Source organism: Microbacterium trichothecenolyticum (assembly GCF_000956465.1).
Classification (GTDB): domain Bacteria; phylum Actinomycetota; class Actinomycetes; order Actinomycetales; family Microbacteriaceae; genus Microbacterium; species Microbacterium trichothecenolyticum.
In genome coordinates this window covers 280,148-299,453 of the sequence record NZ_JYJA01000037.1, presented here as the reverse complement: position 1 = coordinate 299,453, position 19,306 = coordinate 280,148, and the positions used below count along the sequence as shown (strand labels likewise).

The following is a 19,306-nucleotide window of genomic DNA, read 5'->3' as shown; positions in this document are numbered from 1 at the left end:
CGGTCGTGTCGTTCGAAGGGCACCCACCCTTCGTGCGACAGCCCGCGGCGTAACCTGCCGCACTCCCATGTGGCGCTACCGGATGGCTCCGGCTCGACGCGTCGTTCGCCATGTTATCGGCCTCACAACGGACGAGAGTTTCAGCTGCCCGGGACCGGCGTCAGCGCCCACGCCGGGCGCTCCCCGTTCAACCGTGCCGCCCTAAGGTCGCCAGAACGCGCGTGGCCCTCGAAGTTTTCGGCGCGGGCAGCCCGCCCGAGGAGCTCTCCCAGCTGTGCGGAGGCTGCTGCGGACGTGACTTCCTGGAACGTGACCGTCTTCAGGAACTTGCCGACCCAGAGTCCTCCCGTGTAACGGGCGGCGAGCTTGGTGGGAAGAACATGGTTGGTTCCGATCACCTTGTCCCCGAACGAGACGCACGTGTTCTCCCCGAGGAAGAGCGCGCCGTAGTTCGTCATCTTGCCGAGCGCGTCCCGGGGGTCAGCGGTGAGGATCTGGACGTGCTCGCTTGCGAGACGGTCTCCCAACTCGTATGCCTCATCGAGGTCGTCCACCACGATGATCTCTCCGTGGTCGCGCCATGCCGCGCCCGCGATCGCGCGAGTGGGCAGCGAGAGGAGTTGCTCGTCGATCTCGATCAGAACTTGCTCGGCAAGTGCAGCCGAGGTAGTGACGAGGATCGCCGGCGAGTCCGGTCCGTGCTCCGCCTGGCTCAGCAGGTCGACAGCGATGAGGAACGGGTCGGCGTGCTCGTCGGCGATGATGAGTACCTCGGTGGGCCCAGCGAAGAGGTCGATACCGACCTCGCCGAACAATTCTCGCTTGGCCTCGGCTACATAGGCGTTGCCCGGCCCGACGATCATGTCGACGGGGGCGATGGTCTCGGTACCGAGCGCGAGCGCGGAAATGGCCTGCACCCCACCCATCAGGTAGATCTCGTCGGCACCCGCCATGTGCATCGCAGCGATCGACGCATCCGGGATGACTCCACCGGCAGCCGGCGTCGCTGCCGCCACTCGCTTCACCCCGGCCACCTTGGCGGTGAGAATCGTCATGTGCGCAGATGCCAAGAGCGGGTAGCGCCCACCCGGAACGTAAGCTCCGACGGCGTTGACCGGGATGTTCTTCTGCCCGAGGATCACACCGGGTTCGACCTCAGCCTCAAAGCCGTTCAGCGACTGCTTCTGGAGTTGCGCGAAGCGTCGGACCTTGTTCTGAACGGTCTCGATGTCGGCGAGCGTCTGCTCAGGCACCCGCGCAATCGACGCCCCGATCTGCTCGCGGGTCAGCCGCAGGCTCGACGGAGCCCAATTGTCGAATCGCTCCGAGTACTCACGCACGGCCCGATCGCCGCGCGCGCGGACGTCAGCGATGACTGCTGTCACCGTCGACTTGACGTCCTCGGTCGAGACTGCGCTCGTCGGCGCGGAGGCGGTTGCCTGCTTCACATACTGCGTCATTGGATTGTCCTTTGAAGGGTTCTTGCTCTTGAAGTTCTTGCTTCCCGATCGGCAGCCGGCCGATCCCGAGTGAGTGCCCATGGGCACCTCAAGTAGTGGCGGGGGAGCGTGCACCCGCTCGCCCCGCCACTCGTTCAGGGTCGAGATCAGAGGTGCTGTTCGCGAGCACGCAGTTCGCGGTACTCGTCCTGACGCTCGTCATCGATGTACGTGGGGATGGGGAAGTCCCACCAACCGGGAACCCATGGACCGGATGCATCGCGATCCGTAGGAACCTCGACCAGAGCTGGCTTGCCCGACTCGATCGCCTCGCGGAGGACGCTCTCGAGCTCGTCGGCCGACTCGACTCGCCACGACGCAAGGCCGAACGACTCGCCCAGTGCCTTGAAATCGGGCGAGTAGGGTGTCCCGTCGGGGCGGTTGAACTCAGTGCCGATGTGGCGGCTGGTCTGCTTGCGCTGACCGCCGCGGATCGACATGAAGCCTGCGTTGTTCTGAACGATGAACACGACCGGGATGTCGTGCATCACCGTCAGGCCGATCTCCTGCGCGGTCATCAGGAAGTCCCCGTCACCGAGAACGCACACGACGGTGCGGTCGGGAGCTCCGAGCTTCGCGCCGATCGCGGCCGGGATCGCCCAACCCATCGACGAGAACCCACCAGAGGTCAGGTGAGTGCGCGGTTCGTAGACGGGGAAGGTCTGCTTCACCGCGCCCTGCGTATTGCCCGAGCCTGCGACGATGATCGCGTCGCGAGGCAGCACGTCGCGCAGCGCCCCCAGCGGCCGCTGCGAGGTGAACGGGAACCGCTCGGAGTCGCGGCGTGTGGCGAGCTTCTCCTCCCACTCCGCCTTCACCTCGGCGAGCTCCTGAAGGTACTCGGTGCGGGGAGCGATCTCGGGCAGTCCCTGCTCGATCTCGCGCACGGCGTCCTTCGCGTTGGCCAGCACGCCCACCTCCGCGGGATAGTTCTTGCCAATTTCCTGCGGGTCGATGTCGATGTGGATGAGCTTGGCGGGCGGGAACGAGAAGCTGACGCCCTGGGCGTAGCTGGACGCAGACCAGTCCGTGAAGCGGCACCCGACTGCGACCACCACATCCGCGGATGAAGCGATCTGGTTGCCGACAGGTGTCCCCGTCTGTCCGACGCTGCCTGCAAAGAGCTCGTGGTCCTCGGGGAAGGCGCTCTTGCCGTTCCAGGTGGTTACAACCGGGATCTGGTACTTCTCGGCCAGCGCAAGCACCTCTGCCGACGCCTCGCCTGTGATCGTGCCACCGCCGACGACGATGACGGGGCGCTGCGCGGTCTGCAACAGCGCAATCGCCATGTCGATCGCCGCCGGGTCCGGCCGAACGGTGCCTACGGGCAGGCGGGCAGCGAGTTCGTGGATGTTCACGTCGGCGGACTCAGCCTGGACGTCCATCGGGATCTCCAGGTGAACCGGTCCGGGGCGTCCGGTGAGCATCGAGCTGAATGCGCGCTGCATCACGAAAGGCAGCTCCTCGACACGATGGACTTCCCAGTGACGCTTGGAGACCGCCTCGGCGACCCGAGGGAAGGCGTTCGCGGTGTAGCGCTCGAGCTCCTGCAGCAGGCCGTGGCCACGCATGTGGGTCGGCGGCCCTCCGGTGATCACCAGGACGCTCGTGGAATCGGTGTAGGCGGTGGCGAGACCGATGACGGTGTTGCTCGCGCCGGCGCCGATCGAGGTCACAGCCGCCATCGGTCGCCCGGTCACGCGGTAGTAGCCATCTGCGATGTGCACAGCGCTCTGCTCGTGGAAGACGTGAAGGAAGGGGATGTTCGACTCGTCGTCGAGGAAGGCGTCGGTGAGCGACCAGATGCCGTGGCCGGGGATACCGGCAACGTACTCGACGCCGTACTCCTTCAGCGCGCGAGCGACGACCTGTCCACCTGTGAGGTTCGTCAAGTTCTTCTCCTTCGTGTCTTTGACGTGCGCAGTGATTCCGTTGCATCGCGTCAAGCGCGCCGCGCCTACGGAAGCGATGGGAAGCGGGCTGAGCGCTCCGCATACGATCACAGACTAGAAACCAGGACGGTATAGAACAACGGCCAGGATTCTTGTCATATCTATCGTCTTTCTCTATGGCAGCACCGCCCGCGACATTGAATAGCGCTTCCTTATGCCCTTCCGAAGAAAACCCCATGTTGTCCGATAGAAGCGACCCGCCTACCTTTGGGGGAGCGCGGACGTGCCGAACTTGGCGCTGCGTTCCGGACCACGCGAACTGGAGTGATCAATGGCAAACGGACAATCGCCTGACTACCTGGCTGCCGTTCTCGAGCCGAACGAGTCGACCATCGATACCGATATCGTCATCGTCGGCTCGGGGATGGGCGGCTCGACCGCTGCATGGGCGCTCCGCGACTCGGGGCTGCGGGTCCTGGTTGTCGAACGGGGCGACTTCATGCCGGAGGAGCCTCAGCGAGGCAATGTCGACGAGGTCTACACCAACAAGCGGTACAAGAACGCCGAGAACTGGTATGACGGCTCCAACGGCAAGCCGTTTGGCCCCGGCGTGTACTACTGGGTCGGCGGCAACACCAAGGTGTACGGCGCCTGCCTTCCTCGCTTCCGCGCCGAAGACTTCATCGATCGGCCGCTGCACGATGGTAACTCGCCGGCATGGCCCTTCACGTACGACGAGCTCGAGCCCTACTACGCGGCGATCGAGGAACTCTTCGAGGTGAGGGGCTCGCTGGGCGAGGACCCGACCGAACCGCGACACTCGACCGAGTACCCGGCTCCCGCCCTGCCCCACGAGCCCGAGATCCAGCGTCTCGCCGACGGATTCGCCAAGCAAGGGCTTCGACCGTTCCACATGCCGAACGCCATGAACCTCGCAACGCAGGCCGACCGCGACCGGGAGCGGATCTCGGACGGGGCGCCTTCGGCTGCCGGCCTCAAAGGCGATGCAGAGGTGCGCGCGCTGCGACCCGCGCTTGCCTCCGGGAACGTGTCGATCCTCACCAACGCACTCGTTACCGAGGTGCTCACCGACACGACTGGCGAGCGGGCAACGGGTCTGCGATTGGAGCGTGGCGGTGAAAAGCTCACGATCACGGCACGCACCGTCGTGCTCAGCGCCGGCGCCGTCAACACCGCAGCTCTCCTCCTGCGGTCCAAGACATCTGCCCATCCGGACGGCCTCGCCAACGGGTCTGGGCTGGTGGGACGCAACTACATGGTCCACAACAGCACCTTCTTCATGGGGCTCAACCCGTTCCGGAAGAACCGCACTTCGTGGCAGAAGACGCTGGGCCTCAATGACTGGTACAACCCGACGCGCGGGCACAAGTTCCCGCTGGGCAACGTCCAGATGCTCGGCAAGCTCCGCGGCGCGATGGTCAAGGGGGTGAAGCCGTGGGTGCCTATGTTCCTGTTGAACATGATCACCGACCGCACCGTCGACCTGTACCTCACGACCGAGGATCTTCCCGACCCGAACAACCGGGTACGCGTCGTTGGCAACTCGATCATCATCGACTGGAAGCCCAACAACCTGGCGCCGCACAAAGAATTGGTGCGTGAAGTCTCCCGCGCCGTGCGTCGGGCCGGCTACCCGATCATTCTCACAGAGCGCATGCAAATCGCGACCAACTCGCATCAATGCGGGACCGCAGTCGCGGGGGTCGACCCCAAGAAGAGCGTGCTGGACCCCGACTGCCGCGCGCACGAGGTGAGCAACCTTTGGGTGATCGACGGCTCGTTCTTCCCGTCGTCGGCCGCGCTGAACCCCGCTCTGACGATCGCGGCAAACACGCTTCGCGTGGCGCCCAAGATCGTTGAATCCACCCGTCGTCTGGTTGCTGAAAGGACCGATTCATGACCACTGTTCTCTCCCTCTTCGGCGGGTGGCCCGGCCACACCCCTTACGCGATCTCGGCCTGGGCCGACGACCTGTACGCGGATCTCGGATACGAGGTCGAGCGTTCGAGCGATATCTTTACGCTCGACCGTGATCTGACGAAGTTCGACCTCATCGTCATCGGGTGGAACAACGCCCTCACTACCGAGGACCTCACCGACTCGCAAGAAGCGAACCTGCTTGGCGCGGTCGAACAGGGCACTGGTTTGGCCGGCTGGCACGGTGCGGGCGCAGCGTTCCGGGCGAGCCTTCCATACCGGATGCTTCTCGGCGGCGACTTCATCGAGCATCCGGCGGGCGAGGCCTATCCGCAGCCGTACGATGTGCGAATCGTCAATCGCGAACACCCCGTCACGGCCGGCGTCAACGACTTCAAGGTCGCGTCCGAGCAGTACTACATGCACGTCAACCCCAACAACACTGTGCTCGCGGAGACCACGTTCAGCGGCGAGCACCTGCCCTGGATCGCGGGCCACACCTCACCCGTCGCATGGGTGAGGGACTGGGGCAATGGTCGGGTGTTCTACCACTCAGTCGGTCACACGCCGGCTGATCTGGACAGCCCCGACGTTCGTCGCCTGACGAAGCAGGGGCTGGAGTGGGCCAAGCGCTCCTAGTCCGCGGCTCGCGGGAGCGAAGGGGATGCTCGAATGGATCCGGGTGAGCGCTGGTGAGGCTTCTGCTGGGCCGCGGCGTCAACGATGGAGACGACCGTAGACTTCTTCGTGTGACTCTGATGCAGCTCCAGGCGTTTCTCGCCGCGGCGACGTGCGGTACCTTCACCGCCGCCGCGGACGAGTTGGGCATGAGTCAACCCGCTGTCTCGGATCTCATCAGGCGACTTGAGGGAGAACTCGGCGCGAAGCTCTTCGTGCGGGGGAGCCGCACGCTCAACTTGACATCCGCCGGCCAGCAATTGCTCCCGCACGCCGAGCAGGCAGTTGCATCCGCGGCGCTCGGTGCGCAGGCGGTGCGCCTGCAGGTCGAGTTGGGCGGCGGCACCGCCACGTTCGGACTACTCCGCAATGCAGACTTCTATCTGAATGCGGACCTGGCCAAGAGGTTTCGGACGCGGTACCCGAATGTGCGCGTGCGCCTTGTGGGGCAGAACAGCGCGGAGAGCGCGAGCGATATCGCCAATGGCGTGCTGGAAGCCGGCCTCGTCACGTTGCCGGTCGATGACACCGGGATGGATGTCCTCCCTATTGCACGCGATGAGGTCGTATTCGTGACGGCAGACGCGAGTCGCGCACGCCGTCGGGTCTCCATCGGCGCGTTCGCCGCGGGCCCGCTGGTTCTCTATGACGCACACTATGCGACGACGGACCCTGCGCGTCGTCAGTTGAATGACCGCGCTCAGCTGGTGGGCCAGCGCATCGACCCCGTCGTCGAAGTCGAGTACTTGACGACGGCTCTCTCGCTTGTCGAGGAGGGATTCGGCGACTCGATTGTCTGCCGTGCGGCGACGAAGTCGACGATCATGCCCGACAACCTGTACACGGCATCCTTCGAAGAGCCGATGTTCGACACCCTGGCCTTCGTCAAGCGTCGCGGTCAGGTGCTGTCGCCGGCGACGCGTGAGCTCGTCCGGCTTGCCTGGGATGCTTTGTGTGCGTACCAGGACACCCCTCACGGAACCGCCGAGATCCTCGTCGAACCGCAGGACGTGCAGGGTTTCCTCGAGCGCTGACCCGGCCCGTCGGCCGTTTGACGGGTTGATCCCCGGTCGCCGGCGCGCTCCGGACACCCATTGCTCACGCGGCAACGGCGAGCCCGCCCGCCGGTAGCGAAGCGCCCTGGCGGCGTAGGCCGCATCGGCCTATAGGGCTGCGCCCATCGCCTCGCGCGCGTATCGAGCGGCGAGCTACGTCCAGCAGAGTCTTCCGTATGGCATAAGCAAACTCGATGGATGTGACAAGAAGGCTGGCTGTTGTTCTATGGGGCGCCGTTTCCTACTCTGAACATGGGAAGCCAAGGTGCTTACCCATCAGCTCACGAACCCAATAAGGAGAAGCAAGTGGTGAAGGACGGATCGATTGCGATCAATGGCATCACTCTCATCGACGGCACCGACGGTGCGCCCATCGAGAACGCGTCGATCCTCATCGAGGACGGCAAGTTCGTTCGTATCGAGAAGTCTCCTGCGGAGCCGTTCGAGGCAGCCACGGTGATCGACGGCCGCGGCAAGTACGCTATGCCCGGCCTCTTGGACGCCAACGTGCACCTGCTGGACGGGCTGTCGTTGACGAACAACTTCGGCGGCATCGAGTACCTCGCTCGCTACGAGGGTCGGCTGAAGGAGCTCTGCGAGGAAGCAGCTCAGCTGTCGCTCAAGTACGGCACCACCACGGTCTTCGACACAGGCGACCCGTACCGCCCGATCATCGGCGCGCGCGACGCGATCAACAAGGGCGAGGTCGTCGGCTCACGCATCTACGCCGCCGGTGCGATCATCGGCCAGAGCGGTCCGTTCACTCGCGACTTCATGGTCGACGGACGCACCCGCGCCACGAAGCGGTTCGCCGATCGTCTGGACTCGCTCTGGGAGTGGCCGGGCCTCGGCGGCGAGCTGCTCCTGATGGACATCGAAGATGTGGCCGACCGTGTGCAGCGGCACGTCGAGACCGACATCGACATCGCCAAGGTGTTCGTCACCGATCACCTCGTCTCGAGCTTCCAGAACTCGACCGCCTACCTCCAGTTCTCGCACCGCGTGCTGGAGCGTATCTTCTCGATCGTGCAGGGCGCGGGCCTCAAGCTGGTCACCCACACGTCCTCGATCGAGAGCCTCGACACCGTCATCGACCTCGGTGCCGACGTCATGGTGCACCACAACGTCTCGCAGCAGGTGCGCATGCCGGACTCGCTCATCGAGAAGGTCGCCGCGTTCAAGGGTTGGGGTGCTCCTCAGCCGGTCACGAACCGCTTCCAGCACGGTCTCGAGGCCATCGGCCACGGCTGGGCGCGCTACGGCGGTGGAGCGCACCGCGACAACCTGGAGCGCATGATCCAGGCCGGCGCGAACCTCTGCCTCGCGACCGACGCATGCGAGAGCAGCATCGACCGCATGGCGGACTTCACGCCTGAGGAGCTCACCGACCGTCCCTGGGACCTCGGCCGCGGCTCGGTCTACTGGCTCACCGCCATGGTGGAGACCGGCTTCACCCCGGCTCAGGCGCTCCGTGGCGGTACCCGCGACGTCGCCATCGCCTACGGCGTCGACGACAAGCTGGGCACCGTGGAGTCGGGCAAGATCGCCGACATCATCCTTCTGGACGCGGACCCGCTCGCCGACGTCGCCAACGTCGCGAAGCTCAACAAGGTCATCAAGGACGGCGTCGTCATCGACACCGCCGCACTGCCGGACAACCCGGTCGCGACGGTCGACGGCAAGTTCGACTGAGTAAGCCCGCCGCCAGCGAACGGGCGGCGTCAAAAGGCTGGCGTCCGAGGTGACCCTGAGATCACCTCGGACGCTTGGCTGACCCTTCGGGCGCGTGAACGCGGCCGAAACTCGCGCGGGCTTCGGTGAAGAAGGCCGACTCTCGCACAGCACAGCAGCACCAATGAGTGAAAGACGAGGACGTCAATGCGTGGCACGAAGCTCGCACTGGTCGTGACGGCAATCGCCGTGACGGCGATGGTCACATCATGCGCCGGTACACAGCCCGAAGCCCTTGATCCCGAAAGCGCGACCTGCAAGCCGTTCAAGCAGTATCAGGGGCGCGAGGGCGAAGTGACCATCTACTCGGGCTACACCTCGCCCGACGACAAGCGGTATCGCGAGTCGTGGAAAACCTTCGAACAGTGCACCGGCATCACCATCAAGCTGACCGGTGACAAGGACGCCGAGACCAACCTGAAGATCCGAGTCACCGGTGGCAACGCACCCGACCTCGCGATGATCGCCCAGCCCGGTCGAATCCAGAGCATGGTGGCGACGGGCAAGGCGATTCCGGCCAACGACGTCGTCGCAGAGAACGTCAAGCAGAACTGGAACGAGAGCTGGTACGAGTACGGCTCGGTGGACGGCACGTTCTACGCCGCTCCCACTGTCGCCACTGTCGCTTCCAGTGTCTGGTACTCGCCGCGCGCGTTCGCCGAGCAGGGACTGGAGACGCCCACCACGTGGGATGAGATGCTGACGCTCTCCGACGAGATCGCCGCCAACGGCGAGAAGCCCTGGTGTGTGGGCATCGAAGCGGGCTCGGCAACTGGCTGGATCGCGACGAACTGGCTCGAGGAGATCGTCCTTCGCCAGCAGGGCCCCGAGGTGTACGACCAGTGGGTCGCCCACGAGATCCCGTTCAACGACCCGCGCATCGCCGAAGCGCTTGCGACCGCCGGCGACATCCTGAAGAACGACGACTACGTCAACGCGGGGATCGGCGATGTCAAGTCGATCGCCACCACGTCTGAGGACAAGGCGCCGCTGCCCATCCTCCAGGCCACCTGCAGCATGTCCTATAACCTCTCGTCCTACGGCACAAACTGGCCGGAGGGCACGAGCACCGGTCCCGGCGAGGACGATGACACGTTCACGTTCTACCTGCCGACCATCTCGGACGACTTCGGTGTGCCAGTCGAGGTCGGCGGCGACTTCCTCCTGGCGTTCTCCGACCGACCTGAAGTCCAGGCCGTTCAGGAGTATCTCTCGAGTGTCGAGTGGGCTGAGTCGCGGATCGCGGTCCACGGCGGCTGGATCTCCGCCAACAACGGGGTGTCCGCAGATACCTACGCGGACCCGGTAGACAGGCAGGCCTTCGAGCTCCTGATCGACCCGGACGCGGTGCTCCGTTTCGACGGATCGGACATGATGCCGGCCGCGATCGGAACGGGCGAGTTCTGGACCCAGATGACCCAGTGGATTCTCGGTCAGGACGACCAGACCACTCTCGATGCGATCGAAGACGCGTGGCCCAAGGATGGCTCGTCCAAGTAATGCCGGAAGTGCGGCGAGGGAGCGAAGGCGTCGTTCCCTCGCCGCACAGCCACAGCGCGGGCCAACACCCGAGGCCGCGCCGTGAAGTTCACACCGTTGGAGGTGTTCCCACCCATGGATCTGATATCGCGCTGGGCGCAGGACACGAGCGTGGTCGGCAAGGTCACCTTCGCGCTTGCCGTTGTTGTAGCTCTTCTCCTCATCTTCCGGCTGCTGCTGTTGCTCGCCGACCACGCCCCACGAATCGGTCGCAAGAAGTGGCAGGCAGCGCTCTTCCTCCTGCCCGTCACGATCCTGTTGCTCATCGGATTCCTGGGGCCGATCGTGTCGACGGTGACGTCCTCGCTCACTGCCCCCGGCGAAGGCTTCGTTTTTCTTGACAACTTCGTCTGGGCATTCACCAACCCCGACGCGCAACGCGCCCTTGGTAACACCCTTCTGTGGGTGATCATCGCCCCGATCACAGCGACCGTCGTGGGACTGGTCTACGCGATGCTCATCGATGGCTCCCGATCCGAAGCAGTTGCGAAAGCCCTGGTCTTCTTTCCGACCGCCATCTCCTTCGTGGGTGCTGCGGTCATTTGGGGACTGATGTACCAGCAGCCTGGCTTGGAACCAGCCGGTCTGGTGAATGTCATCCTCGGGTTCTTCGGGCTTGAGCCCCTCGGATTCCCCACCAACCCGCTCACGGTCACTCCACTCATGATCGTCGTGATGGTGTGGATTCAAGCCGGTTTCGCCACAGTCACGCTGTCTGCAGCCATCAAAGCCGTGCCGGTCGAAATCCTCGAGGCTGCACGCATCGACGGCGCGAGCTCCGTTCAGATCTTCTGGCGAGTGATTCTTCCGTCGATTCAGGCGACACTGATCATCGTTTTGGTCACCATCTCGGTTCTCACCCTGAAGGTGTTCGACCTCATCAAGGCCTTCGGCGCCGACAGGTTCGGTGGCGACACGCTCGCGAACATGATGTACACCATCTACTCCCAGTCCGACGTCGGGAGCATCGGTGAGCACTATTCGTCGACGCTGGCGATGATCATCTTCCTCCTGGTCATCCCGTTCCTGATCCTTCAGATCCGCCAGATGAGAAAGAACCGTGCGATCCGATGAGTACCGCTGTCAAGATCCGCCTCACCGACACCCCGGCATCGGACCTGTCGACGCGTACGATCGTGGCGCCCACATCGCAGCCGTCGGCGGCGGCGAAGATTCGTGGTGTCCTCACCAGCCGTGCGGGCTCCGTCGTCGCGATCCTCATCGCGGTGTTGTGGACGATCCCCACCTTCGGGCTGTTCGTCGAGTCGTTCCGCTCCCGCGAGGCGCAGATGACGGAGGGGTGGTGGACCTTCAGCGGGCTGACGCTGGAGAACTACCAGCAGTTGACCGTCGGCGTCGATGGAGACACGTCGTCTTCGCTGATTCCGTTCATCGTGAATTCGCTGGTCATCGTCGTTCCGGCCACGATCGTGCCTGTGATCGTCGCGGCGATGACCGCGTACGCCCTGGTCTGGATGGACTTCAAGGGCAAGGACGTGTTGTTCCTCGCGATCGTGGCCCTGCAGATCGTGCCCCTTCAGATGGCGATCGTCCCGGTGCTTCGGTTCATCGTCGATGGGTTCTCAATCGGCGACTTCACGATCATTCCACCGACTGGGCTGGCCGGGACGATCGGCGCTGTCTGGCTCGCTCACATGTGCTTCGCCATCCCGCTCGCTGTCTTCCTCATGCACAACTTCATGTCGGAGATCCCGCGAGAGTTGCTGGAGAGCGGGATGATCGACGGCGCCGGTCACGGCCGCATCTTCCTGAAGATCATGCTGCCGCTCATCATGCCGGCGATCGCTGCGTTTGCGATCTTCCAGTTCGTATGGGTCTGGAATGACCTGTTCGTCGGTCTCATCATGAGCGGCGGCAACGAGGACATCACGCCGATCACCGTGAAGGTGCAGAACCTTCTGGGACTGCAATCCAGCGTCGGCGAGGAACTCATCCCCGCGGCAGCCTTCCTGGCGATGATCATCCCATTCATCGTCTTCATCAGCCTGCAGCGCTACTTCGTAAAGGGCCTGCTCGTAGGCAGCGTCAAGGGCTGACCACCCAAGACTACGCGGGCGACTGCAGCAAAGAGGAATGGAGGACCAACTGATGATCGTCAACCTCTATCACGCGACTGTGTTGGCGCTTTCGCCACGCCCTCGCAGTCCCCGTCGCCGGACGAGCTTCGTCCGGCACTCCTGGAAACTGGGTCGTGCGCGTACGCGCCGTAACCCGCCCGATGTGAGCTGAGCTCACGGCGGGAGAGGTGAGATGTCATGGTGCTCTCGATTGAAGCGTCGCTTCAGCACAAGGTGTTCCAAGACGCAGCCGTACGAGTCTTCGCGGGAGAACACAAGCTGCGTGAGCCCGTCCGACGGGCAGTCCTGATCGAGTCAGGCGAGGCGATCGCAGATCTCAGTAGGGGCGACTTGGTGATCGCGGCCGAGCTCGGGCTCGGGCGCACTGCGGAGGAGCAGCTGCGTCAGCTCGAGCATGTCTTCAAGTCTGGAGCGGCTGCTCTGGTGCTTCGTCTCGGCGCAAGGAGCATCCCCGAAATGGCACCCGAATTGGTCGAAGCCGCGAAGCGGATGCAGTTCCCGCTCGTCGGCGTCACGGGCCCAGTCCCAGTGGACACGCCCGCCCAGCTCGATCGTGCGATCGCAGATCTGACCGCCATGGAGCTGGTCGCGTTCGGCAAGCTCAACGACGACTTCATCCGGCTGCTGATGGCGGGCGCGAGCCCCGTGTCTGTGGCGGAAACCCTTGCCCATCATCTTGGTTGTCCGGTGATCCTGGAGAACGCGGTGCACGAAGTCGTGGCGTATGCGGGGGGAACGGCAGAACTGGACAACCTCATTCGCGACTGGATGCCGCACGCTAGCCAGCGGCACCATCACCACGGCGGCTCACCAGGTGGCGTTCTCGGAATCGGGCGGACGCGCACCTTTTGCACCCGGCGGCCAGTGATGCTTCGGGGCGAGGTCTGGGGATGGCTGCACATCATGCATGCTGCGGGTGACGGCACTGATGCTTTCGCGCTCGCGCTGTCACGCGCCGCAGAAGTGATCGCGATCGCGCTGCTCAGCGGTGATCACGGCGCGAGGTCTACCCAGCGCCAAAGTTCCCTTGTCGTCCGGTTGATCGCAGGTGATCTGACTGGACCGCAGTTCGTGGAGAGAGCGTTGCGCATCGGTCAGGACCTGCGAGATCGGCCGCTGGTGGTAGTCGTTGCTCATCGAAACGGGGCATCGGCACCGCCTGAGGATCATCTGGGGCAGATCCTGCGGGATTACCAACTCCCATCCGTGCAGGCAAGGATGGACGATCAGTGGGTCGCCGTCGTTGGCCTGACGCCTCACCTTTCCGCCGCAGGTCTGGCCAGTGAACTGGCCCGACGGGGCATGGGCGGCGGAGTCAGCCGGCTTTGTCCACCGGAACAGCTGACGCCGGCGATCCGACAAGCACGTACCGCGGCGACGGTCGCCGGGGAGCCTGGCCGGTCTGAAGTCGTCCCGTTCGATCGTCTGGGGATGCTCAGGATCTTGGTCGCTTTGGACGAGAGCGGCGAGCTGCAACGCTACGTCGACGACGAGTTGGGGGAAGTGCTGCGACACGATGCCGCCGCGACCAATCCGCTACTGCCGACGCTGCGGGCGTACCTCTCCGCCGGCGGCAACAAGGCAAAGACGTCGGAGGAGCTCTTCGTGCAGCGGCGCACCCTGTACTACCGCCTGGAACGGATCGACTCACTCCTCGGGCGGTCCCTGGAGGACCCTGAGACACGGACAGTGCTCGACATCGCGTTGAGGGGCTGGGACTTCCTTCAAGCGCGGATGCAACTCTGAATCGCAGACATCACGAGGCCTCGAGATCGCGACGAGGAAGAGGCGCAACGGCCGCGCGTGCCCAGTGCACGCGCGGCCATCACAGTTAGAAGCGCAGGAGCACCTTGGACGACGAGGACGCGTCCCGAGCCGTCTCGAAAGCGGCGAGCGTGTCGTCGACGCCGAACTCGTGGGTGATCACGGCGTCGATGTCGAGGCGCCCCGTGCACAGTGCGGCGATCACGTCATCGATCTCTTCGTTGAATCGGAAAGATCCCACGAGTTCGAGCTCTCGGGTGATTGCAAGCGACATCGGCACAGGCTGGTCCCCACTGGGCAGCAAACCAACCATCACCACACGACCGCCGCGCGATGCGCCCCGAATCGCACTGGCCAGACCACGGTGGCTCCCGCTGGATTCCAGTGCGACGTCAGCCTGAGCATCGGCGATAGCATCCGCCTGATCGGCGAGCAGAGTCCTTGTGGCGCCCAGTCTGGTTGCCACATCCAGGGCATGCTGGTGGAGGTCAACGGCGACGATCTCCCCGGCGCCAGCGGCTCGTAGCGCTGCCACGATCAAGGCGCCGATGGGTCCCGCCCCGATGACCAGCGCGGTCTTTCCGCGGACGTCGCCAGCTCGAGAGACCGCATGCCAGGCCACCGAGGCGGGCTCGATCAGCGCGGCGGTGCGGAGGTCGAAGTTCGTCGGGAGCAGACGCAGCATCCTTGTCGGCAGCGTCACCAGACGGGCGAACGCACCATCACAGTGCGGAACACGCGCCGCAGACCCCAAGTAGGTCCCCACGGGGGACAGGTTCGGTCGGTCGGCGGGGTAGCGGGTGTGACCGTCATCACCCGGCGTCGCGGGGTGTACGGTGACCGGGTCGCCCTTATGCGGTCCCGAGCCGTCCGCCGCTGGCACCAGAACGGTCCCGGACACCTCATGTCCAAGTGTCATCGGCGCGCGCAGCACAGACTCGCCGGCCGCGCCGTGCGTCCAGTAGTGCAAGTCTGAGCCACACACACCGCCGTAGGCGATCTTGATGATGGCCTCATCGGGCGCGGGCGGTCGTACCGGGACTTCCGTGATCCGCAGGTCGTTCGCACCATACGCGACGACTCCGAGTGTGCTGGTGGGGATGGACTTCGTGTTCATGCGCTCACACCACCGCCGTCATGCCGCCGTCGACGTACAGGACTTGGCCGTTGACGAAGTCCGATGCGGACGACGAGAGGAACACCAGCGCCCCGACGAGGTCTTCTACTCGACCCCACCGGCCCGCCGGGGTGCGGCCCGCGACCCATTGAGTGAACTGTTCGTCGGCGACGAGGGCAGCTGTCAGTTCTGTGGCAAAGTAGCCGGGGGCGAGGGCGTTGGCCTGAATGCCGAAGCCCGCGAGGTCCGCGCACATCCCCTGGGTCAACATCGCGATCCCACCCTTGGTGGCGCCGTATGCGGCGATCCCGGGTCGTGCGAGACGACTCTGCACCGACCCGATGTTGATGATCTTGCCGCTGCCGCGTTTGGCCATGCCTCGGGCGACGTGCTTGCCGACGAGGAACGCGCTCGTGAGGTTGGTGGCGATCAGGTCGTCCCAATCTGCGTCGGGGAAGTCGAGAAACGGCGTGCGGCGCTGGATGCCTGCGTTGTTGACCAGGATGTCGGGCGTTCCCCAGACCTCCTCGATTTCGTGCACGCCCTGCTCGACCGCGGCGGCGTTGGTGACATCGAACGCCGTCGCCCAGGTCGTACCTCCGGTCTTGTCGCCCAGCTCAGCGGCCGCGCGTTCGGCAGCGGACCGGCTGCGGCCGTGTACCACGACGCGAGCGCCCGCCTCCAGGAGCCCCTGCGCCAGCGCGTTGCCGATGCCGCGGCTCGAGCCGGTGATCAGCGCAGTTCGTCCTCTCAGGTCAAATGCGGACATGGGGCGGTACCTCCGAGTGATTCGAGTTGGGGAACGGGGATGCCACGCTGTGGAACAGCGGGTTGCTCAGGTGGGACACAGCGGCGTTGAGTTCCTCAACGATCTGCGCCACATAGGCCTCAGTTGCTGACCCTGCAGCCAGAGAAGTGCCAATAGCCAGTGGCTGGTCGCCGCTGGACCACGGTGGCAGCACGCGCGCGATGCCGTAGATGCCCGGGTGCACTTCGTTGTCATCGATCGCGTAGCCCCGATCGCGGGCCACGGAGATCTTGCGCAGGAGGTCAGGCAGGTTCCGCACGCTGTTCTCTGTCATGAGTGGGAAGTGCTGTGGGCCCGAGAACCGGCGAGCAATCTCATCGTCAGGCAATGTCGTCAACAGCGCGTTCCCGACAGCGGTCGGCGCGGCCGGAAAACGACTCCCGATCGTTGCGATGAACCGCATCGGAGCCCGGCCCTCGTGGCGTGCGAGGTAGACAACATCGGTGTCGACGAGCATCGCGATCTGCACAACTTCATGGCTCAGCAGGGACGCCCCGCTGCAAAAGTTGTAGAACTCTCGCATCTGGCTGAATCCGGACAGATACGCTCCGCCGAGTTCGAGATTGCGCCGCCCGAGTTGGTAGCCCCCCTGGACGCGCGCCACCATCCCCCCGTCCTCCAGGACCTGCAGGATGTTCAACGTGGACGACTTGGCGGCGTCGATGCTGGCGGCGATCTCACCTAACGTCAACGGGGAGCCGCCGTGCCGGCCAAGGAGGTCGAGCACCTTGATGGCCCGGCTGACCGCCGGTGCCGGCGACTTGTCGCCGTTGGAGGCGACCTGCTTAGTAGAAGTCAACTGTGTCCACCCTGTTGAGCATTGGGCGGCTGTCCAGCAGCCGCGTGGCGTTCTCCGCGAACAGTTCCGCGATCAGTTGATCTTCTCGTGAAGACAGAGCTGCCGTATGCGGGCTCACGAGCACGCCGGGCTCGTCCCACAGCGGGCTGTCAGCGGCAAGTGGCTCACTCGCGAACACGTCCAGAGCAGCAAAGCCGATGCGCCCGGAGCGGAGCGCATCCAGGAGGGCCGACTCGTCCACGACGGTGCCGCGCCCGACGTTAACCAATGTCGTGGCGGGCTTGACTTCAGACAGCACCTCGCGACCGATGAGGTTAACAGTGGCGTCCGTCTCGGGCAGCGAGATGACGATCGCGTCAACCTCATCGAGCGCCTCGCGGATGTTCGCCGCGGGAATCACTCGGTCGACGAAGTCGACCGAGCGTCCGCTTCGATTGCAGCCGATGACAGAAGCCCCGAGCGCATTGAGACGCCTCGCCACTTGCTGGCCGATTCCGCCGAGCCCGATCACAAGGACGGTGAGGTCGCTCACCTGGCGCATGACCCATCGACCGGTCCAACTGTGGCTCCGCTGCTGTTGGATCAACCGGGGCAGATCCTTCGCCCCCGCCAGCACCCCGAACACGGCGAACTCGGCCAGAGGGGCGCCGTGCACGCCGGCTGACGTCGTGAACGCGATGCGCTGCAGCTGGTCAGGCGTGAGGTCTGCAGCTTTGATCTGGGTTCCGCCGCCAGCTGCCATCGTGTGAACCCAGCGGAGGCTGGTGTTCCGCTCTGCGACGCGCTTCAAAGCAGCGGGGTTGAGGTCCGGCACGCCGTAGAGCGCGTCAGCCGACAGCAGCATCTCCTCATAACGATCCTGCTGCGACGCGGTCCGTCGGAATGAGGGATCCCCGGAGAAGTCGGCGGGATGGCGCATCGGCGGATAGAGCGTCTGGTCGCGAATCAATTCGATACGTGGTTCGAGGCGCTCAATCACAGCGCAGTTCTCTTCACTGAGCGGTGCAGCAACAGCAACCCTCAGTCGATCGGTAGCAGCCTTCATCGGCACCCCTTGTCCTTAACGTCGTCGCTTGCCCACAATGTACATGCGTCCGTCCATCACAGTGAACGGAATTCGACATGTTGAACAAAGTGTGCAACCTGAGACGTCAACGTTTCACAGCCTGTGAATAGAGACGATTCCGCGGGTCTCTTAGCATCGAGCCGTGACGAGGTGGTCATCTATCTCTGAACAGAAGTCATGAAGCATCGAACGCGATTCACACCGTTGTACGCGCGTCGCTTGTCCAAGCGACCTTCTCGATCCACACGAAGAAGTGAAAACCCGAAGAGGAGAACCCCATGACCAAGATCACAGCAACAACCCGCTCGAAGCAGTCAAGCCTTCGGCGCCAGCTGCTCGCGGGCGCCTGCGCTGTCGCCGCCACGACGCTCGTCGCAGGCTGCGCCGCCAGCTCGGGCAGTGCGGGTGAGGCGAGTGGGGAGGCGGACCTCCACTCGGTGCAGATGGTCATTCCGTCGCGGGACGTGAACGCATTCTTCTTCACACTGTCCTGCGACATCCAGGCGAAGGCGCCCGATGCCGGTCTCGACGTGCAGATGGTCGACGTCAAGAACGAGGACTACGGTGTGGAGGGCTTCACCACCGCTCTGGAGCAGGCTCAGGCCAAGTCGCCCGAGGCCATCCTCACCGACGTACCGGACCCGACCGCTATGGACGCGACGCTGCAGGAGATCCGCGACAACGGCATGAAGCTCGTGACTTACAACGCGGTGATCGATGACGAGTCGATCCCCAACGGGCAGGTCACCACCGACACCTACGAGACGGGTGTCCTCGCCGCCGAGAAGATGGCGGAGCTCACCGGCGGTGCCGGCAAGATGCTCGTCATCGACTTCGGCGCCGGCAATCTGACCACGAACACCCGCGCGCAGGGCTTCATCGAAACGGTGGAGAAGGAGTACCCCGACATGGAGCTCCTGCCGACCCAGTTCGACAACGCCGACCCCTCGAAGACCGCCCAGATCATCAACGCGACGCTCGCGGCGAACCCCGACCTCGCCGGCATCTGGTTCACCTACAACGGCGGGGCCATCAACGGCCTTCCGTCGGTGAAGGACGCCACCGAGCCCGGCCAGATCAAGATCATCTCGTCGGATGCCGACCCGGCGCTGGTCGAATTCCTTAAGGACGGCTACATCCAGGCCCTCCTGCCGCAGAACGCGCCGGCGATCGTCGACGCGCTCATCGATCGCACGGTGTCCGCACTGAACGACGAGAAGATCGACCCCGTCACCCTGCGCATCCCGCCGGTGGTCGTCACGCAGGACAACGTCGACGACCCCGAGATCGCCGCCGCTCTCTACAAGACCAGCTGCTGATC

At 64.4% G+C, this 19,306-nt stretch carries 15 protein-coding genes; 9 read left to right on the top strand and 6 right to left on the bottom strand.

What is annotated here, in order from left to right; all coding sequences use genetic code 11:
• Nucleotides 1-140 precede the first annotated feature (140 nt).
• Nucleotides 141-1,460 (bottom strand): histidinol dehydrogenase, encoded by a 1,320-nt coding sequence (hisD, locus tag RS82_RS14375; protein WP_045300546.1) that lies wholly within the window; start codon nt 1,458-1,460, stop codon nt 141-143.
• Nucleotides 1,461-1,606: 146 nt separating this feature from the next.
• Nucleotides 1,607-3,391, bottom strand: a complete 1,785-nt coding sequence (locus tag RS82_RS14370; protein ID WP_045300544.1) for a thiamine pyrophosphate-binding protein — start codon at nt 3,389-3,391, stop codon at nt 1,607-1,609.
• A gap of 331 nt (nt 3,392-3,722) precedes the next feature.
• On the opposite strand from RS82_RS14370, the gene RS82_RS14365 reads away from it, so the two are divergent.
• The 8 genes from RS82_RS14365 (at nt 3,723) to RS82_RS14330 (ending at nt 14,177) form a co-directional block, all read left to right on the top strand.
• On the top strand, nt 3,723-5,312 hold the full coding sequence (locus RS82_RS14365; protein ID WP_045300542.1) for an FAD-dependent oxidoreductase: 1,590 nt from the start codon (nt 3,723-3,725) through the stop codon (nt 5,310-5,312).
• Nucleotides 5,309-5,968 carry a ThuA domain-containing protein gene (locus RS82_RS14360; protein ID WP_045300540.1) on the top strand — a complete coding sequence of 220 codons (660 nt, stop codon included), beginning with the start codon at nt 5,309-5,311 and terminating at the stop codon, nt 5,966-5,968. The genes RS82_RS14365 and RS82_RS14360 overlap by 4 nt, the downstream gene beginning before the upstream one ends.
• A gap of 119 nt (nt 5,969-6,087) precedes the next feature.
• A complete protein-coding gene (locus RS82_RS14355) occupies nt 6,088-7,041 on the top strand; it encodes a LysR family transcriptional regulator (protein WP_084695661.1) in 954 nt (317 codons plus the stop codon).
• Nucleotides 7,042-7,368: 327 nt separating this feature from the next.
• On the top strand, nt 7,369-8,754 hold the full coding sequence (locus RS82_RS14350) for an amidohydrolase family protein (RefSeq protein ID WP_045300538.1): 1,386 nt from the start codon (nt 7,369-7,371) through the stop codon (nt 8,752-8,754).
• A gap of 186 nt (nt 8,755-8,940) precedes the next feature.
• A complete protein-coding gene (locus RS82_RS14345; RefSeq protein WP_045300536.1) occupies nt 8,941-10,293 on the top strand; it encodes an ABC transporter substrate-binding protein in 1,353 nt (450 codons plus the stop codon).
• Between the two features lie 114 nt (nt 10,294-10,407).
• The gene (locus RS82_RS14340; protein ID WP_045300534.1) at nt 10,408-11,406 is read left to right on the top strand and encodes a carbohydrate ABC transporter permease; all 999 of its coding nucleotides are present in this window, start codon (nt 10,408-10,410) and stop codon (nt 11,404-11,406) included.
• Nucleotides 11,403-12,389 carry a carbohydrate ABC transporter permease gene (locus RS82_RS14335; protein WP_084695659.1) on the top strand — a complete coding sequence of 329 codons (987 nt, stop codon included), beginning with the start codon at nt 11,403-11,405 and terminating at the stop codon, nt 12,387-12,389. Before RS82_RS14340 ends, RS82_RS14335 begins: the two co-directional genes overlap by 4 nt.
• A 219-nt stretch (nt 12,390-12,608) precedes the next feature.
• A complete protein-coding gene (locus RS82_RS14330) occupies nt 12,609-14,177 on the top strand; it encodes a helix-turn-helix domain-containing protein (RefSeq protein ID WP_045300532.1) in 1,569 nt (522 codons plus the stop codon).
• Nucleotides 14,178-14,262: 85 nt separating this feature from the next.
• Here RS82_RS14330 and RS82_RS14325 read toward each other — a convergent pair whose 3' ends face one another.
• From RS82_RS14325 to RS82_RS14310, 4 genes are read right to left on the bottom strand one after another with little or no spacing between them, the layout of a single operon-like run.
• Entirely contained in the window at nt 14,263-15,312 is a 1,050-nt protein-coding gene (locus RS82_RS14325) for an L-idonate 5-dehydrogenase (RefSeq protein ID WP_045300530.1), read from the bottom strand.
• 4 nt (nt 15,313-15,316) lie between these two features.
• Entirely contained in the window at nt 15,317-16,081 is a 765-nt protein-coding gene (locus tag RS82_RS14320; protein ID WP_045300528.1) for an SDR family oxidoreductase, read from the bottom strand.
• The gene (locus RS82_RS14315; RefSeq protein ID WP_045300526.1) at nt 16,068-16,919 is read right to left on the bottom strand and encodes an IclR family transcriptional regulator; all 852 of its coding nucleotides are present in this window, start codon (nt 16,917-16,919) and stop codon (nt 16,068-16,070) included. The genes RS82_RS14320 and RS82_RS14315 overlap by 14 nt, the downstream gene beginning before the upstream one ends.
• Nucleotides 16,906-17,964: a D-2-hydroxyacid dehydrogenase gene (locus tag RS82_RS14310; RefSeq protein WP_045300662.1), complete on the bottom strand. Its 1,059-nt coding sequence runs from the start codon at nt 17,962-17,964 to the stop codon at nt 16,906-16,908. Before RS82_RS14310 ends, RS82_RS14315 begins: the two co-directional genes overlap by 14 nt.
• A gap of 299 nt (nt 17,965-18,263) precedes the next feature.
• Between RS82_RS14310 and RS82_RS14300 the strand changes: the two genes are divergently transcribed.
• Complete coding sequence (locus RS82_RS14300; RefSeq protein WP_084695658.1) at nt 18,264-19,304, top strand: substrate-binding domain-containing protein; 1,041 nt, start codon at nt 18,264-18,266, stop codon at nt 19,302-19,304.
• Nucleotides 19,305-19,306: the final 2 nt, after the last annotated feature.

Bases quoted from the DNA above. Each gene is read 5' to 3' on its own strand.
- hisD (WP_045300546.1), bottom strand. From the start codon at position 1,460: ATGACGCAGTATGTGAAGCAGGCAACCGCCTCCGCGCCGACGAGCGCA.
- RS82_RS14365 (WP_045300542.1), top strand. From the start codon at position 3,723: ATGGCAAACGGACAATCGCCTGACTACCTGGCTGCCGTTCTCGAGCCG.
- RS82_RS14360 (WP_045300540.1), top strand. From the start codon at position 5,309: ATGACCACTGTTCTCTCCCTCTTCGGCGGGTGGCCCGGCCACACCCCT.
- RS82_RS14355 (WP_084695661.1), top strand. From the start codon at position 6,088: ATGCAGCTCCAGGCGTTTCTCGCCGCGGCGACGTGCGGTACCTTCACC.
- RS82_RS14345 (WP_045300536.1), top strand. From the start codon at position 8,941: ATGCGTGGCACGAAGCTCGCACTGGTCGTGACGGCAATCGCCGTGACG.
- RS82_RS14340 (WP_045300534.1), top strand. From the start codon at position 10,408: ATGGATCTGATATCGCGCTGGGCGCAGGACACGAGCGTGGTCGGCAAG.
- RS82_RS14335 (WP_084695659.1), top strand. From the start codon at position 11,403: ATGAGTACCGCTGTCAAGATCCGCCTCACCGACACCCCGGCATCGGAC.
- RS82_RS14330 (WP_045300532.1), top strand. From the start codon at position 12,609: ATGGTGCTCTCGATTGAAGCGTCGCTTCAGCACAAGGTGTTCCAAGAC.
- RS82_RS14325 (WP_045300530.1), bottom strand. From the start codon at position 15,312: ATGAACACGAAGTCCATCCCCACCAGCACACTCGGAGTCGTCGCGTAT.
- RS82_RS14320 (WP_045300528.1), bottom strand. From the start codon at position 16,081: ATGTCCGCATTTGACCTGAGAGGACGAACTGCGCTGATCACCGGCTCG.
- RS82_RS14310 (WP_045300662.1), bottom strand. From the start codon at position 17,964: ATGAAGGCTGCTACCGATCGACTGAGGGTTGCTGTTGCTGCACCGCTC.
- RS82_RS14300 (WP_084695658.1), top strand. From the start codon at position 18,264: ATGACCAAGATCACAGCAACAACCCGCTCGAAGCAGTCAAGCCTTCGG.